The following is a 14020-nucleotide window of genomic DNA, read 5'->3' as shown; positions in this document are numbered from 1 at the left end:
TCTCCATCGTGCCTGGTCGTTGAGCCGGGAAGGCGCCGAACTTCGAGGGAGCGGGGTGAGTGACCACGACTCCCCGTGGGTCCCCCTTGGTCGCCCTCCTGATGGGTACGTAACAGGCACGGACGCGGGCCTGTCCTCACCGGCGCCCCCGCTGAGGTCACTCACAGGGGCTTGACCTCCTGGCGTCGCCGCCTGGGATCATCGCCGGATGGGTGAATTCGGGATCTCCGGCTACAAGCCGGTGTGGCTGAGGGGGCATTCGGCCATCACCGCCGCTCATGGCCGGAGACTGGCCATGCTGGAAGGCCGGAGGCTGACCCGGGCCCTGCTGGTATGGGATCTCGACGATGACAAGTGGTTCACCGACGGTCTGGTCCTGCTGGACTTCGAGGGCGAGCAGGTCGAGATCGTTCATATGAGGTTCGACGAGATCTCGATCACGTGGAACACCGTGGATCCGGCTCAGCCGTTGGACTGGGGCGAAGAGTTCCGGCTGACGTGGCGAGACGGTGTGCCCGGCGAACTGGCCGCTTTGAAGGGACAGCGGTTGCAGGCCGTGGAACTTCTCGAATGGACGGGGGCGGACATGGCCCTGGGGATGGTGGCCGTCGGCTTCGTCTTCCCGAACGGCCGGGTGACGATCTACAACGCCCTCGATGAGAACGGCATGAAGTTCGGACCTCCCGATCACCGGTACACACGCCAGAAGCTTGGCGCATAGCGGGCACGGCTCATCCGGGGTCGGGCTACACCAGCTGGTCAACGGCCGGCTCCATGTAACGCGGCGGCCCGGGGTTTCGTGCCTCACCCCCGGCTCCTCGATCACCCTCGACCACGTACGGGGATCGACCACCACCAGGTGCTCGTCAAGGTGACGGTCCTACGGGCCGGATCTGGAGCTCCCCTGCCAGGCGTGCGATCATCGGCTCATGACGTTGATCAGAAAGGGCCATGCCGCGTAGGCGCCCTTCGGAGGTTCCCACGCGGGGATCGGTGTGCGGAACCCACAGAGCTTCGATCCATCAGGTTCCGGGTCTCGGGCGTCGGCCCATGGTCGCGGTGATCGCGCTGGAGCACACCCGGATGCAGCCGGGCACGGTGGCCGAGGCACTGCTGGCCTGGACACAGGCGGTCCTTCCCGGCAGCGTCGACCGGATCGGTCCCGGCTGCATGTGTCCTGAGTGCTCCGGAGACGCGCCACGTCAGCGGCTCGAACAGGCGCTCATCGCCTTACCACGCCGGGCCACGCCGTACCTGTACGCCTTGATCCTCCCCATCGACAGGCGGTTCCTCGCCCGGACGTCGCCGAACCCGCGTGCCTCGCCCGAGTGGCCGTGGTGGCAACAGCGGCGTTGACCGTCAAGGACGGCTTATCAGCCAGTAGGCGGCAGTGCGGCCCCCAAGGTCGCCGAACGGGCCAGACACAGCGTGAACGTCCTGTCGCAGGTCTACGCCAAGTGCCTCAACGGGCACAAGGACGTGGCCAACAAGCGGATGGACGACGCGCCGGCCACATGAGGTGCATGCCGTACGACCAGAACCCCGGGGCCCCGGGGTCCTTTGGCGTTCCGGGGACCGCCCCCCACCCATAATCGCCCCCGAAAGCTCGGCTCTACTTGGGAAAACGCCCCAAAGATCATTGCACGTATATCGGTGGAGCGGTGACATGCGGCTACTCCTGGCCACGTGCGGCTACATGACCCCGAAACGCAAAAGAGGCCCCGAAGGGCCTCTGATCTGCCATTTTGACTGGCGGCAGGTGCAGGACTTGAACCTGCGCAGGCTGAGCCGACGATTTTACAGCTCGTGACCGTTCTCCAGGTGGCATGGCCGCTGACCTGGTACGCAGCACGTTCACGGCCCCCCCGCCACCATGATCATTGCACGTCATGGCAGCTGCGGCCGAAGGTCCATCCAGCGGTCGATCTGCGTCCTCACCGGTCCCTCCGCCAGCCGATCAGTGATCAGCTTCATAGGTGCGAGGAGGTTCTTGCAGATGCGCAGAGCCAAGATCTCATCGCGAGGATGCGCCCGGGACTCGTTCCCTTCCGGTGGAACACCGTCCTCGATCAACCGGGGAAAGAAGGGGGAAATTCGGGCGGAGGAGCCGGAACTTGAACGGCGTCCGCGGCTCCACCGCCCGGCGGCTCAGTCGATGGATATGCACAAGGGGTCGGTGACCTTGCCCGGGTTGCTGACCTGGCCGTTCGCGTGATCCGTCGCGACGAGGAAGGCCTGCGCCCGGCGGTGGGCGTTCAGGTCGCAGTAGAACGTGAGGATCTGCCCGTTGGGGGTGATAATTCGGCCGTTGTCGCCGGTGTCAAAAGTGTAGCCAGTTCTCAGTTCCCAGCCTCCTCCGTGATAGCCGTACGTGCTGAAGGTGACCTTACTGTTCCGGCTGAAGGCGCCGGTGACCCTCAGTGTCACATGGCGATACTCCGCGGAGTAGTCCTCGGCAGTGTGGGTGCCGAAGATGCGCGGAGGGGCGGACGGGTCCTGCAGACCGAAGGCCGCGTTCGCGTTGTTGAGCCAGGCCCGCGACCGGCTGGACGGATAGACGCAGACGTGGTCGGACCGATTGGCCTCGCGCCATACGAACCCCTGCTTGCAGGTGTCCGGGCCCCAGGGGCCGCCGTTCGGCTCCCTGCGTTCATCGGCCAGCCGGTTCTCCTCGGCGGTCTCCCGGCGGATGTCCGGCACGACCGTCACGCATACATAGTCATAGGGGAACGCGTCCCGCCACACGAAGTTCTGCTTGCAGGTGTAGGGCCCGTAGGGCAGGTCCGCGGCGGCGGCCGTGGCCGCCGGGACCGCAGCCGCCGGGGGTGCGAGGGACAGCACGCCGGCGACCAGCGCCAGCGCGATGACCAGACCCGTGCCGGGGATCCCCCGGCGGGCCGTCGTCTTCCGCATGGTTTCTCCTTGGGGGTGTCCGCTCCCCGTGGGAGGGCTCCTCCGGAGTCCCGCGACATTCCCTTCAGGGAAAATCCGCGCACAGGGGAAAGAGGCCCGCCGAGCCTTTCGGGGAGAGAGGGTTAATCAAAGAACGGCAAACCGGAAAGGCAACATCCGGAACACCGTAATTCACCGTCCCGGCGGCTTTCTGCCGGGCCGTTGTCTTTCTCGACTGTTCTAGCCATTGGTAACACGGCGCGGCCGACATGCCAACGAAAAATGGATTGATCCAGATGAATTAGTCAGTGCCCGGCTGGAATCGCGGTGGATGCCGACGGTCTGGCCACGGTGGTGAGCGAGACGGACGACAGCTTGAGCGTCGCTCCTCGGCCTGTGGCCCAAGCGCACGTGTCCATCCTGGCCACCTTCAATGAGGATCGCCAGGCGCAGAACACGCTCACGCCGGGGAGGTACACCACCGACTGGGCGCAAGGCAGGCGAGAGGACCGAGCGGCATTGCGGGGCCAGTGGGAGATGACGATCCACGCTCAAGACCAGCCGACGATCTACAGCCTGCGTACTGTCGATGGTGGCGCGTTGTCGTGGTACGCGCTGAGGGAGCAGCTGACCTTCGATGTGGCGGTCGACGGAGCCCAGCAGCTGGGGTTCGGGAACATCGCCGACTGGAAGGCACCGCTGATCTTTAATTCGTGGAGTTACGAGGACCTGAGAACCAGACCGGTCCCGGCCAGGCAGCCGTCGATCAGAGGCGGCGTCCCGAACAGGGATGAGGGAACTGACTAAATGAAGCGCGTGGTCGACTAACATGACCTGGCTTACCGTGTCTGCGGTCCGCGATCCACTTCATATCGTCACGTATTGAAGTGGCAATTCGATGACTAAGTACGCCAGTGCCGCGAGGGCCAGGGCCGTCAGCAGGGTCGGCGTCCGCTCTCCTTGCCGACGTGCCATCAGCAGCGGTGCAAGGACGAAGACGGCCAGGCAGGCCCATGCCTGCGGGGTGTAATGCAGGACGAAGGCATACATGATGCCCTCCATCCCGAAGACACCTCCCAGTGCGGCGAGGCCAATGACACGGTGACGTACGGTACGTCCGTTCCGCCACCACAGCCCGGCCACGCCGAACAATGGGCCGCTGATGACCGCCATCGCGAGCCAGATCAGCGGATAGGTGAGGCTGCCCATGCCGTCACGGCCGAACTCCGCGTACCCGTAATACCCAATGACCAGACCGATCGAGGCACATAGGCCAGCGGTGGCAGCCGACCGCGCTGACGCCCACCCGGCAAGCAGGGCGCCGACGACGAACGCCGGGACACACCAGACAGCACCGGAGTTGGCGACCTGGTTCCAGGCGCCCGGAAGCCAGCCCTGGGCCAGATTGGTGACAACACCGAGTCCCAGACCCGCCAGTAGCGCGGATGTCCACGAACCGCTGAGCTTTGCTACCGGGCCGAAGCGGCTGCCCATCAGGAAGATCCCCCTGTCTTCCCTCACGGGATACCGACAAATCGCAACTTTACAGGCAAGCAGGTATACCAGTTCAGTGCCGCTCGGCCGCGATCTCGCCGATGATCTCCTCTTGGTGGGCGAAGGCGGCGAAGTGACCGCCTGGTACGAACCGTGCGCTCGCCTGGGGGAGTTGTGCGGCCAGCCGCCGGGCCAGCGCGACCGGCACCTTGGGGTCGTCGGTCCCGTGCCACAAGCGCACCAGGCCGGGGACGTCGGCGGGCTCGAATCCCCATGGCCGCAGGTATAGCCGGAGATCTTCGGCCATGGCCGCGCCGCCCTGGCGGGAGCTCTCTAGCAGGTCCGCCACGAATGCGGCCCTGGCGTCGGCGTCGCGGACCAATTCCCGCAAGGCCCGTGCGTCGGCGTCGGGCAGCCCTCGTTTCCCATAAGCATGATCCGGCAGTGAATGACGAGACGCACAGATGCGTCATATGATCATGATTCGTTACGTAGCGGATTCATCGGTCATCCAGCTTCCAGAGCTCCTCGCCGTAGCCGTTGGCATGGGATGGCTCCAGAGGCGGCTCTCGCTTGCAGGCTCTCTGGGAGCTCGGCGCGACCTGGGAAAATGCCTTCAAGATCATTGCGCGTATATTGCGCGACCACCGACGCGCGACCGCTCAGGGCGGCATACGGCTGCATGACCCCGAAACGCAAAAGAGGCCCCGAAGGGCCTCTGAGCTGCCGTTTTGGCTGGTGGCAGGTGCAGGACTTGAACCTGCGTAGGCTGAGCCGACGGTTTTACAGCTCGTGACCGCTTTCTTGGCGACACGGCCTCTGACCTGGTGCGCAGCACGTTCACGGCTCCCCCATCACCATGATCATTGCACGTATATTGCACGTCACGGCAGACGCGGCCGGAGGTCCATCCAGCGATCGATCTGCGTCCTCACCGGCCCTTCCGCCAGTCGATCAGTGATCAGTTCCATAGGAACGAGGAAGTTCTTGCAGATGCGCAACGCCAAGATCTCACCGAGAGGACGCGCCCGCCAGTCCTCCACCCAGTCGGCCGCCCGCTCCAAGCTCAACGGCAGGGCCTCCAGAACATCCGAGGCCAGCCAATCCGGATCCCACAGCGGATCATTGCCAAAACCGAGATCAGTGATCAACAACGCCCGAAGGTTGAAGCGGCTCATGTTCGCATTCCACGTGGGGTAGCCGGCCTGCTCGGCACCATCGAGAGCCGCGAAGGCGACCCTCGCCCAGATCCGCCGCGTCTCTCCCTGGCCAGGATCCTGCGCGTAGACCAGGTTGTGCTGCCAGGCTGCCAGCCACGAGTTGACGCAGTCGGCGGTGAACTCGTCGCCATCATCGCCTCAGAGCAGGCTTAGCGGTTTTCAAGAGCACTGCGTTCCCGGCAGTAGTGGGACTTGTCACCAGAGCGGAGGCACTCCACTGGCAGCCAAGCAGTAAAGACCATCCCGCATATATATCTCATACGGGCCAAATATCTACGACTCCTCGTTGATCGCTCCGCGAACGGACACAAAGCCACATATTACACCATTCACCATCTCGCATCAGCATGCAATAAGTCATACTTTGTCGAGCTACATCCCCTGGTGGGCGATTTATGCAATCATTGATCACCGCGAGCGGGTTCGGGAAAACCCTGACCGGTGCGGGAAATGTGGATATGCTTGTCGGCATCGGAATTTCGTAGGATTGACGAAAGGTTGCGATATGTCACTTATTGAAGGGATTGCAAGTGGTCTTATTGTAGAAGCCGCACGCCTGATGGGCCAGCGCCTGAGGGTGGCTATGGAAAGCACAGGGAACGCTCGAAAGGCGGACCTTGAAATTGTTCGCTGGTTTGACACCTACGAGATGGTTGATCCTGGACCGGAAATAGCTGCCAATGAAACTTCCACTCAACAACTCGCGCAAGCACTCCGTTCGTCTACCGTTCATGCGATTATCCACGAACTACTTTCGGTGCGACTGACCGATGCACCGGAAATCGAAGTGGAGCGGTTGGAGGTTGCACTGCATAACGCGCTCATAGCCGAGGGGTGTGGCGAAGTATCGGAAAGTTTATTTGCTGCCCTTGACCACCGTATCTGCACACTTGTCGGCCAACTGTCCACTGATAAGAGCGGTGCACTCACGCAACTTCGCCAAGAGGCTTTCCTAGGGAGAGTGAATGCTACCCTGTCAGCGATTGAGCGCCACACAGCAGTACTGGCGCGGCGGCAAGATCCCGATATGGCCAGGCAGTTTATCGTCCGTTATCGTCGTCAGGTTCGGGAGCATCACGGGAAGCTAGAGCCTCCCGATTTCCAGCGTCGTCGCCGAGTGCCGCTAGAGCGCCTCTACGTCCCGCCGAAGATTGTGTTTATGGGCCAGCCTAGTCCGGACAAGTTGAGCGAGATCGACGTGCAGACGCTCGACAAGCTAATCGATCGTGTTGTCCTGCTCGGTGATCCCGGAGGTGGCAAGACGACCTGCACTCAGTTTCTAATGCACAGGCACGCGTGCGATGAACGCTCGCTGGCGCCGTTTCTGGTCACGCTGCGAGACTTCGCAGCAGACGACCCGCCGGCCCGATCCGTCGTGGGATTCTTGGAGCACCGACTCGAGACGTTTTACCAATGCCGCCCACCGGAGGGCCTGCTAGAAAGGCTACTATTCGATGGAGCGGCCATGGTTATTTTCGATGGGCTGGATGAGCTCGTGGACACCACGCGCCGGGCGGAGATCGCCTCAATCGTGGAACTTTTCTGCACTGAGTTTCCATTGGCACGTGTGCTGGTGACCTCACGTTTAATCGGCTATGAGCAGGCTCGGTTGGACCCAAAACAGTTCACAACATATCAGGTCGCTGGATTTGATGAGGGCCGGGTTAAGGACTATGTACTGCGATGGTTCGGAGAGGAGGACAACACCACACCGGAGCGAGCGGCCGAGCTGGCTGAGGTGTTCATGATCGAGAGCGCCAGCGTACCCGATCTACGCGCCAACCCATTGATGTTAGCTCTCATGTGCATCCTGTACCGAGGCGAGGGGTCGATCCCACAAAATCGGCCAGAGGTATATGAGGAGTGCGCCAAGCTGCTTTTTACAAAATGGGACGAGCGCCGAAAGATTCACGTGGAGCTGCAGGCCAGGCACCTCATCGAGCCTGCCCTTCGTCATTTGGCATACTGGCTGCTGACTAGGGATGAGGCTGGGGCTACGGTGTCGAAGCGACAGCTTATCGAAGAAACAACACAATTCTTGAGCAGCCACCGGTTCGAAGATCCGGACCAGGCGCGGGCGGCAGCTGACCAGTTCGTAGAGTTTTGCCGCGGACGTGGATGGGTGTTCAGCGATGCGGGAACTACTGCCCGTGGGGAAGAGCTCTACACTTTCACGCATCGGACCTTCATGGAGTACTTCGCAGCTGCGTATTTAGCTGCTGACTGTGACACACCCGCTGATCTAGCTAAGCGGATTGCACCACGCATTGCCAGGCAGGAGTGGGATGTACCGGGCCAGCTCGCAGTACAAATAAAAAACAAGAATAGCAACCGTGGCGGCGAGCGGGTAATAGAGGCCCTACTTAATGAGCGCCGCTATCGCGCCACTGCGGGTAGAGGTAATGTTCTCAGCTTTTTGGCCCGATGCCTATCATTTGTCGACCCGCCGCCGAGGCTTGTGCGCACACTGACCGATAGAATCCTTGATCACGCACTACGCGACCCGTTCTCGGCCGATCTCACGACTCCTCTGCAATGCCTTCTTATAAGTGCGAACTCGACGAGGGAAGACGTATCAACTCAGATAATAAATTGGCTTGCCGTTGTCCTTGAGTCGACGGATGAAAACAGGCGAATTAACGGACTTCGACTCATTTTTGCTATTGAAATTCTCGGCGATGTGCGAAAAGACTACTGGCGCGAGCAGGAAAACGTCTTGTGTGCTCAGTATCGTTCAGAACTCGTCACCCATGCCCACATTCCCGAGTTTGCGATAGGAGCCTGGCACAAAAAGCAAATTGAGGTAGACGCAATTATGGCAGCTCACAATAATGAACTAGACCTCCTGTTTCAGATGCCGAAAGCTGGCGTTCGAAATACGAGATGGGCTAGTATTGCCTGGTCTTGCCTTCGGGCCGTAATTACGGACGAGTCCGTTATGGGTAACGCTCGCGTCTGTAGAGTGCTGAATATCATCCAGCGCCGACTATCGGAAAGCTCCGAGGTTCCTCGATTTACCCTGATGCACCCAGCGAATCCTTTACGTTGGTTGATGGATGATAAATTTAAACCCGCTTCCTACGTCCTGCCAGCCGAATTATACGGTCCAGCAGCGTTTATCGCCGCAGTCATGGGGGAGTTGCTGAGCCAAAGGGAAGATATTCCATCTTCACACCTCGGCCCGTTGAGCGATTTCTCTCCATATCTTTTCCAGCGCGTCACTGGCAACCGTAATAGCGAACTCCCTCCGCTGCCTGTTGAGATGTCCGTGCAAAACCTTCTCATTCGCTGGGCTCACAGGGAGATTGACTTAACTAGTCCTGGCACTGACTGACAGCGTGTTTGAGAGCTGATCGTGAGGCCGTCCCGTGGTGGGGTAGGGGTGCAGGCATGACACGACAGCCCTTTCTATCCATCTGATCTGACCGATGAGCAGTGGGCGCTGATCGAACCGCTGCTTCCTGCTCCGCACTGGGACGGCCGCAAGGAGAAACATCCGCGCCGGGAGATCGTGGACGCCATCGTGTACGTGGTGCGTACCGGCTGTGCCTGGCGGCAGTTACCGGCGGACTTCCCGCCCTGGCAGACGGTGTACTGGCATTTCGTGCGCTGGGAGGACCAAGGCGTCACCCAGCGGATTCTGGACGTGCTGCGCCGGCGCGTCCGTAAAAGAGCCGGTCGGGATCCGGAGCCGTCGGCGGCGGTCATCGACAGCCAGAGCGTCAAGGGTGCCGACACCGTCGGGGCCGGTACGCGTGGCTACGATGCGAACAAGAAGATCAATGGCCGCAAGCGGTTCGTGGCGACCGACACCCTTGGGTTGCTGCTGGCGGTGATGGTGCGTCCGGCCGGTGTGCAGGACCGGGCCGGGGCCACGACCTTGCTGCTGGGGCTGTATCTGACCGGTTCCTGCCGGGTGGTCTTCGCCGATCAGGGGTTTGCCGGGCGGCTGGTGGCCTGGGCACGTCAGGTGCTGGGCATCGTTGTGCACATCGTGGCCAAGCCCGCTGACCAGCGTGGTTTTCGGGTGCATCCCAAGCGGTGGGTGGTCGAGCGGGCGCTGGCCTGGCTGATGCTGCATCGGCGGCTGGTGCGTGATTACGAGCGCCGCCCGCCGATCAGCGAGGCGATGGTCCGGTGGGCGGCGATCAGCACACTGCTGCGGCGAGTCACTCAAGACTGTCCCGCTCAGCGGCCTGGGCCACGGCCGCTCGAATGGGTCCGGTGAAGCTAGCGATCAGCTCTCAAACGCTCCCTGAGCTGAAAATGTCATGCGGCACAGAGAGCACCATGTGGACCGGTGGGCCGGGACTGAGGAACGAAGTCCCGGCCCGTCGATCGCCCCCGCCCCCGTGTGACGGCCAGCTATAGCATGGCGATCGTCGTGCCGCATCCGTGCGGCGGCGCGGCCCTGGTCGGTGAGTGCGGCTCGGTGTGGCGGGCGCTGTGTGCGGTGAGCGGCCCAGAGTCCCGCCGCCGGCCGAGACCGGCGCCCACGCCGCACGCTCGGGCGGCGTTCGGGCGGCGGGCCGTGCGGCGCCGCGCCGCGCCGCCGCCCTTGACAACCCATGAGAACAATTCGGCAGTGTCGGCGCTACGTGATCGTGATCGTGTCACGCTCGGTGCTCAGAGCTTGGTGAGCAGGGCTACTACGTCGGCGAAGCTGCTGGTCAGGGAGTCGAGGACGGCCTTGCCTTTTTCGGCAGTGGCCAGGGAGGGGCGGCCGATAACCCCGGTTTCGGTGTATGCCTGCATGCCTTCGGTCAGCAGGTGGCGGCGGTCGTCGGCAATGTGGTCGGCGGTCTCGTAGCCGGGGCGGATGACCTCCGGGCAGGCGTGTAGCAGGACGGAGGTTTCGATCTCTCCGGCGTGCATGTCCTCGTGCATGGAACTGACCAGCTCGGCAGCGGCTCGCGCCTGCTGCCAGTCCTCGCGGGTGGGGAACAGGGCCATCGCGCGGCCTTCGGCGCTGGCCTCCTGGACGACGTTGCTCAGCACGTAGTTGCCGCCGTGGGCGTTGACGATCACCAGGGCCCGCGGGCCGGTGCGGGTGACGGAGTCGTAGATGTCGGTGATGACGGCGTGCAGGGTGCGGGCGGAGATGCTGACGGTGCCGGGCCAGGTGCTGTGCTCGTGGGAGCAGGAGATGGTGATCGGGGGCAGCAGCAGGACGGGGTAGGCGTCGGCGATCTTTCGACAGATGAGGGTGGCGATGATGGTGTCAGTGCTGAGCGGCAGGTAGTCGCCGTGCTGTTCGAAGCTGCCGACGGGTAGGACGGCGATGGGGGCGTTGCGGTGACGTTCCTCGGTGGTGGTAGCGGTGGGCAGCGCGTTGATCACCATGCTCCTTCTGGTGGCCGGGGTGCTGGCAGAAAGAAAAGAAGGGCTCCACTGCAACGTGCAGCGGGGCGAGTGCAGTGCGGTACGACGACGCGCAGCGCTGCCATTTGATACCCATCGGAATGATGCGGCAGTGTGGCAGTGTGATCGAAAACGCTTCGGATTGCGTCGAGGTTCACGTCACTGTCAGCAGCCGCGGGGAGGCGGCTCGGATTTGTTCGGCAGTGGTGGAGGAGCGGCTGGCCGCTGCGGCGCAGATCGTCGCGCCGATCGAGTCGGTCTATTGGTGGGCGGGAGAGATCCAGCGCTCCGATGAGTGGCTGGTGCTGATGAAGACGACTGTCGGCCGGTTCGAGCAGTTGGCGCGGCGGGTGCGGGAGCTGCACTCCTATGAGGTGCCGCAGATCGTCGCGGTGGCGCTGGTGGCCGGCACCACTGACTATCTGGAGTGGATCAGGCGGGAGACATCCCTAGACTCCGGCGAGTAGCCACGATGTCGCCGAGCAGTTCCTGGGCGGCCTGGTCCTTCTGCGGGGCAAGGACCTTCTCGACCGTTGTGAGGTGCTGGAGTCCCCAGGTGGATTCGCTGCGCTGGGCTGATTCCAGGGCGCGGCGACCGTAGGCGACTCCTTCGGCAACGTCGCCGATCTGGAGCTGGGCCTGGGCGATGTCGGCGTAGACGACGGCTACCCGCTTGCGATCGGTGTCATGGCCGATGGCCGACAGTGCGGCCTGTCCGACCTCGATCACCCGGTGTTCGTCGCCGAGCCGTACGTAGGTGGACAGTTGGAAGGCGGCCATGCGGCCGGGGTCGAGGAAGCGGGTCCAGGCGCGTTCCCGATGCGGCCGGGCTCGGCTGTAGGCCTCCTCGGCTTGGTGCAGTAGGTCGAGGGCGTGGCGGTCGCCGAGGGCGGCGAGTTCTTCGGCTTGGCGGCTGAGCAGCCATGCCCGGGTGGCGTCGTCGCCCTGGGCAGGCAGGAACTGCTGGGCTTGGCGTACGGCCTCATGAGCGGCCCGGCCTTGGACGGCGTAGGACTTGTAGGCGTGGGTGCACGCCTGGATGATCAGGTGCCCGCTCTCCTTGGCGGCCAGGGCCGCGACGCGATCGTAGGAGATGGACTGGCCGGGCTGTTTGAGGTCCCAGGCGATCCAGGAGGCCAAGGTCGCGGCTTCTCCAGCGGTGGCGGCCAGGCGTCGGCGAAGCCGGTCGGGCGGGCTGTTCTGGAGCAGGTTGCTCAGTTCGTTGATGTGGGCGGTGAGGCCCTGGTAGATGGCGCGGGCGGGTAGGGCGAACTCCAGGCGGTGGAAGCCGATGGTGCGGGCTTCGAGGCGTTCGACGGTCTCCTCGTCGAGGCTCTGGGGGCCGGCGAGTGCGTGGGCCAGCCGTTCCCAGGGGTCGGCGATGGTGGCCGCGGCTTCGGCGGTCATTCCGGCGGCGAGCAGGAGCATCGTTCGGCGGTCCACGTGAGCATCCAGCCTTCCCACGATCCAGGCCAGGGTCAGAACGTCGATATCCCAAGGAGCGGCGATCTGGCTTTGGCCAACAGCGATAGGACTTTCCACGCTAGGCAGGCCGCTTGTGGACATTCCATCCCGAGGCGGGATAACCGGGGCGGGATGAAGGGCGGCGTCAACCGCCTGCGATGTGGCGGGAGCGAGACCAAGGGCCAAGCGGGCGGCGTCAGGCATGCACAGCCCCTCGGCGACCCGTTCGATCACCTCGAACGAGGTGACCTGCACGCTCCCTTTCATGATCTCGCTGATTTTGCCCTGGCTGAGGTTCACCGCGACACCGATACGGGTCTGGCTGGCCCCAGCATATTGGCGGACAAGACGAAAGAGCTGACCGATATCCCGCTTTCTGAGAGCCGCCAGCATTTCGGGGCGTTGCCATAGTTCCGGCAGGATAACGACCGGTTTAGTCGCATCTGCGGCCATCTGACTGTCCCCTTTGTGACCTGGGCTTCTGGCTATACAACGCTTGCTGCTCAGCGGTTATCCCGTCAAGGGATATCAGCTATTCGGGCGGAGGATTCCGACTCGGGATGGGTTACGTAATCGCAGGTGAAGACCCTTAACTCATGATTGCCGAGGACGAGCCGACAAAGGCAGCGGACGAGAGGTGCCAGACCTGTCACGGACGCGGCTGGCGATGGGTGCGCCGCAACCGTGCCGAGGTGGTGCTCCAGCTTGACGGGCAGGCCATGAGGCTGGTCCGAGTCGCGTGCCTGGATTGCTCGGCGGCGGATGAGGCGGCGTGATGGACATGCGCGAACAGCCGCCCGCCGAGCCGAATCGCGTCAGGCCGGAGATGGTGATCGGTGCTGTGGAGGCGGCTCAGCGATTACAGCGGGAGCTGGCCGGGTTGGGGATCGACTCCGATGTGCATCACGGCCATTGCTTGGCCTTGGTATCGGTCTGGTCGGAGCTGGTGGTGTGGACCGACGGCCGGGTGTTCCGGTGGAAGTCCGGCCGGGACGCCTTGGGGCGTGCGCGGGACGGGCTGGGGTGGGACGCCTACAGTCCCGCTGATGATCCGGTGAGTACGGCGCGGCGGGTGGCGGCCCGGTATGCCGAGTTGCGCCGGTTGGCCGTGCCGCCGCCGATGCCGAACGGCTGGGCTCCGCAGTGATCGCGAAGAGCGGGTGTCTGAGCCCGCATGTGGCCAAGCCGCTGCCGGATCACATGAGGCTGGTGTGGCGCAGGCCGTACCAGGCAGTGGAGCGGGTGCGGATGATCGAGTGGAGCTGTGAGTGCCGCTCCACGGTGTATGAGCTGTGCCTTGCCGGAGGACAGGCGTTCATTCGGCGCACGCACCGGTTCAACGGTGCCCGGCAGGTGCATGAGACCTATCGCTGGCCGATCCGCCAGGGTTACGCCGTCTGGAGGGCGTTGCTCTGCGGAGAGGCGCGATAGGACTGCGCGGCGGGATGGGGTCCCCCGGTCTGGAGGGGTCCGGGGAGCGTTACCCCCATCCCGTCGCGCTCCTTCCGTTATCCGGCGGTATCCGGTGGTCGTGGTCACGGGGTGATGGGGTTGTGCCGGGGAAGGGCTTCGCTTCTTTAACCTGCACT

At 63.3% G+C, this 14020-nt stretch carries 12 protein-coding genes and 2 pseudogenes; 7 read left to right on the top strand and 7 right to left on the bottom strand.

What is annotated here, in order from left to right:
* Nucleotides 1-208 precede the first annotated feature (208 nt).
* Entirely contained in the window at nt 209-721 is a 513-nt protein-coding gene (locus tag AB0N02_RS31955; protein WP_363953999.1) for a hypothetical protein, read from the top strand.
* A 329-nt stretch (nt 722-1050) separates the two neighbouring features.
* Nucleotides 1051-1356: a hypothetical protein gene (locus tag AB0N02_RS31950; protein ID WP_363953997.1), complete on the top strand. Its 306-nt coding sequence runs from the start codon at nt 1051-1053 to the stop codon at nt 1354-1356.
* A 792-nt stretch (nt 1357-2148) separates the two neighbouring features.
* Here AB0N02_RS31950 and AB0N02_RS31945 read toward each other — a convergent pair.
* Entirely contained in the window at nt 2149-2913 is a 765-nt protein-coding gene (locus AB0N02_RS31945) for an autotransporter outer membrane beta-barrel domain-containing protein (protein WP_363953995.1), read from the bottom strand.
* A 375-nt stretch (nt 2914-3288) separates the two neighbouring features.
* On the opposite strand from AB0N02_RS31945, the gene AB0N02_RS31940 reads away from it, so the two are divergent.
* Complete coding sequence (locus AB0N02_RS31940) at nt 3289-3699, top strand: hypothetical protein (RefSeq protein ID WP_363953993.1); 411 nt, start codon at nt 3289-3291, stop codon at nt 3697-3699.
* A 60-nt stretch (nt 3700-3759) separates the two neighbouring features.
* On the opposite strand, the gene AB0N02_RS31935 is transcribed toward AB0N02_RS31940, so the two are convergent.
* The 3 genes from AB0N02_RS31935 to AB0N02_RS31925 form a co-directional block, all read right to left on the bottom strand.
* On the bottom strand, nt 3760-4386 hold the full coding sequence (locus tag AB0N02_RS31935; RefSeq protein WP_363953991.1) for a DUF6518 family protein: 627 nt from the start codon (nt 4384-4386) through the stop codon (nt 3760-3762).
* A 73-nt stretch (nt 4387-4459) separates the two neighbouring features.
* Nucleotides 4460-4777 (bottom strand): hypothetical protein, encoded by a 318-nt coding sequence (locus AB0N02_RS31930; protein WP_363953989.1) that lies wholly within the window; start codon nt 4775-4777, stop codon nt 4460-4462.
* A 493-nt stretch (nt 4778-5270) separates the two neighbouring features.
* Nucleotides 5271-5564, bottom strand: a complete 294-nt coding sequence (locus tag AB0N02_RS31925) for a hypothetical protein (RefSeq protein WP_363953987.1) — start codon at nt 5562-5564, stop codon at nt 5271-5273.
* Nucleotides 5565-5892: 328 nt separating this feature from the next.
* On the opposite strand from AB0N02_RS31925, the gene AB0N02_RS31920 reads away from it, so the two are divergent.
* Entirely contained in the window at nt 5893-8940 is a 3048-nt protein-coding gene (locus AB0N02_RS31920; RefSeq protein ID WP_363953985.1) for an NACHT domain-containing protein, read from the top strand.
* A 75-nt stretch (nt 8941-9015) separates the two neighbouring features.
* A pseudogene (locus AB0N02_RS31915) lies at nt 9016-9834 on the top strand (IS5 family transposase); the annotation flags it as partial.
* A gap of 398 nt (nt 9835-10232) precedes the next feature.
* On the opposite strand, the gene AB0N02_RS31910 reads toward AB0N02_RS31915, so the two are convergent.
* A complete protein-coding gene (locus AB0N02_RS31910; RefSeq protein ID WP_363953983.1) occupies nt 10233-10949 on the bottom strand; it encodes a creatininase family protein in 717 nt (238 codons plus the stop codon).
* Nucleotides 10950-11023: 74 nt separating this feature from the next.
* Between AB0N02_RS31910 and cutA the strand changes: the two genes are divergently transcribed.
* A complete protein-coding gene (gene cutA, locus AB0N02_RS31905) occupies nt 11024-11434 on the top strand; it encodes a divalent-cation tolerance protein CutA (RefSeq protein ID WP_363953981.1) in 411 nt (136 codons plus the stop codon).
* Here the strand turns inward: cutA and AB0N02_RS31900 are convergent.
* Together AB0N02_RS31900 and AB0N02_RS31895 are read right to left on the bottom strand one after the other, a co-directional pair.
* Nucleotides 11400-12410 (bottom strand): XRE family transcriptional regulator, encoded by a 1011-nt coding sequence (locus tag AB0N02_RS31900; RefSeq protein ID WP_363954182.1) that lies wholly within the window; start codon nt 12408-12410, stop codon nt 11400-11402. The genes cutA and AB0N02_RS31900 overlap by 35 nt on opposite strands.
* 261 nt (nt 12411-12671) lie before the next feature.
* Nucleotides 12672-12824 (bottom strand): annotated as a pseudogene (locus AB0N02_RS31895) (helix-turn-helix domain-containing protein); the annotation flags it as partial.
* Nucleotides 12825-13206: 382 nt separating this feature from the next.
* Here AB0N02_RS31895 and AB0N02_RS31890 point away from each other — a divergent pair.
* Complete coding sequence (locus AB0N02_RS31890; protein WP_363953979.1) at nt 13207-13578, top strand: hypothetical protein; 372 nt, start codon at nt 13207-13209, stop codon at nt 13576-13578.
* Nucleotides 13579-14020 lie beyond the last annotated feature (442 nt).

It is taken from the genome of Streptosporangium sp. NPDC051022, from assembly GCF_040683035.1.
GTDB lineage: Bacteria > Actinomycetota > Actinomycetes > Streptosporangiales > Streptosporangiaceae > Streptosporangium.
The sequence above is the reverse complement of the archived record's forward strand: the minus strand, read 5'-3'. Positions and strand labels throughout refer to the sequence as shown.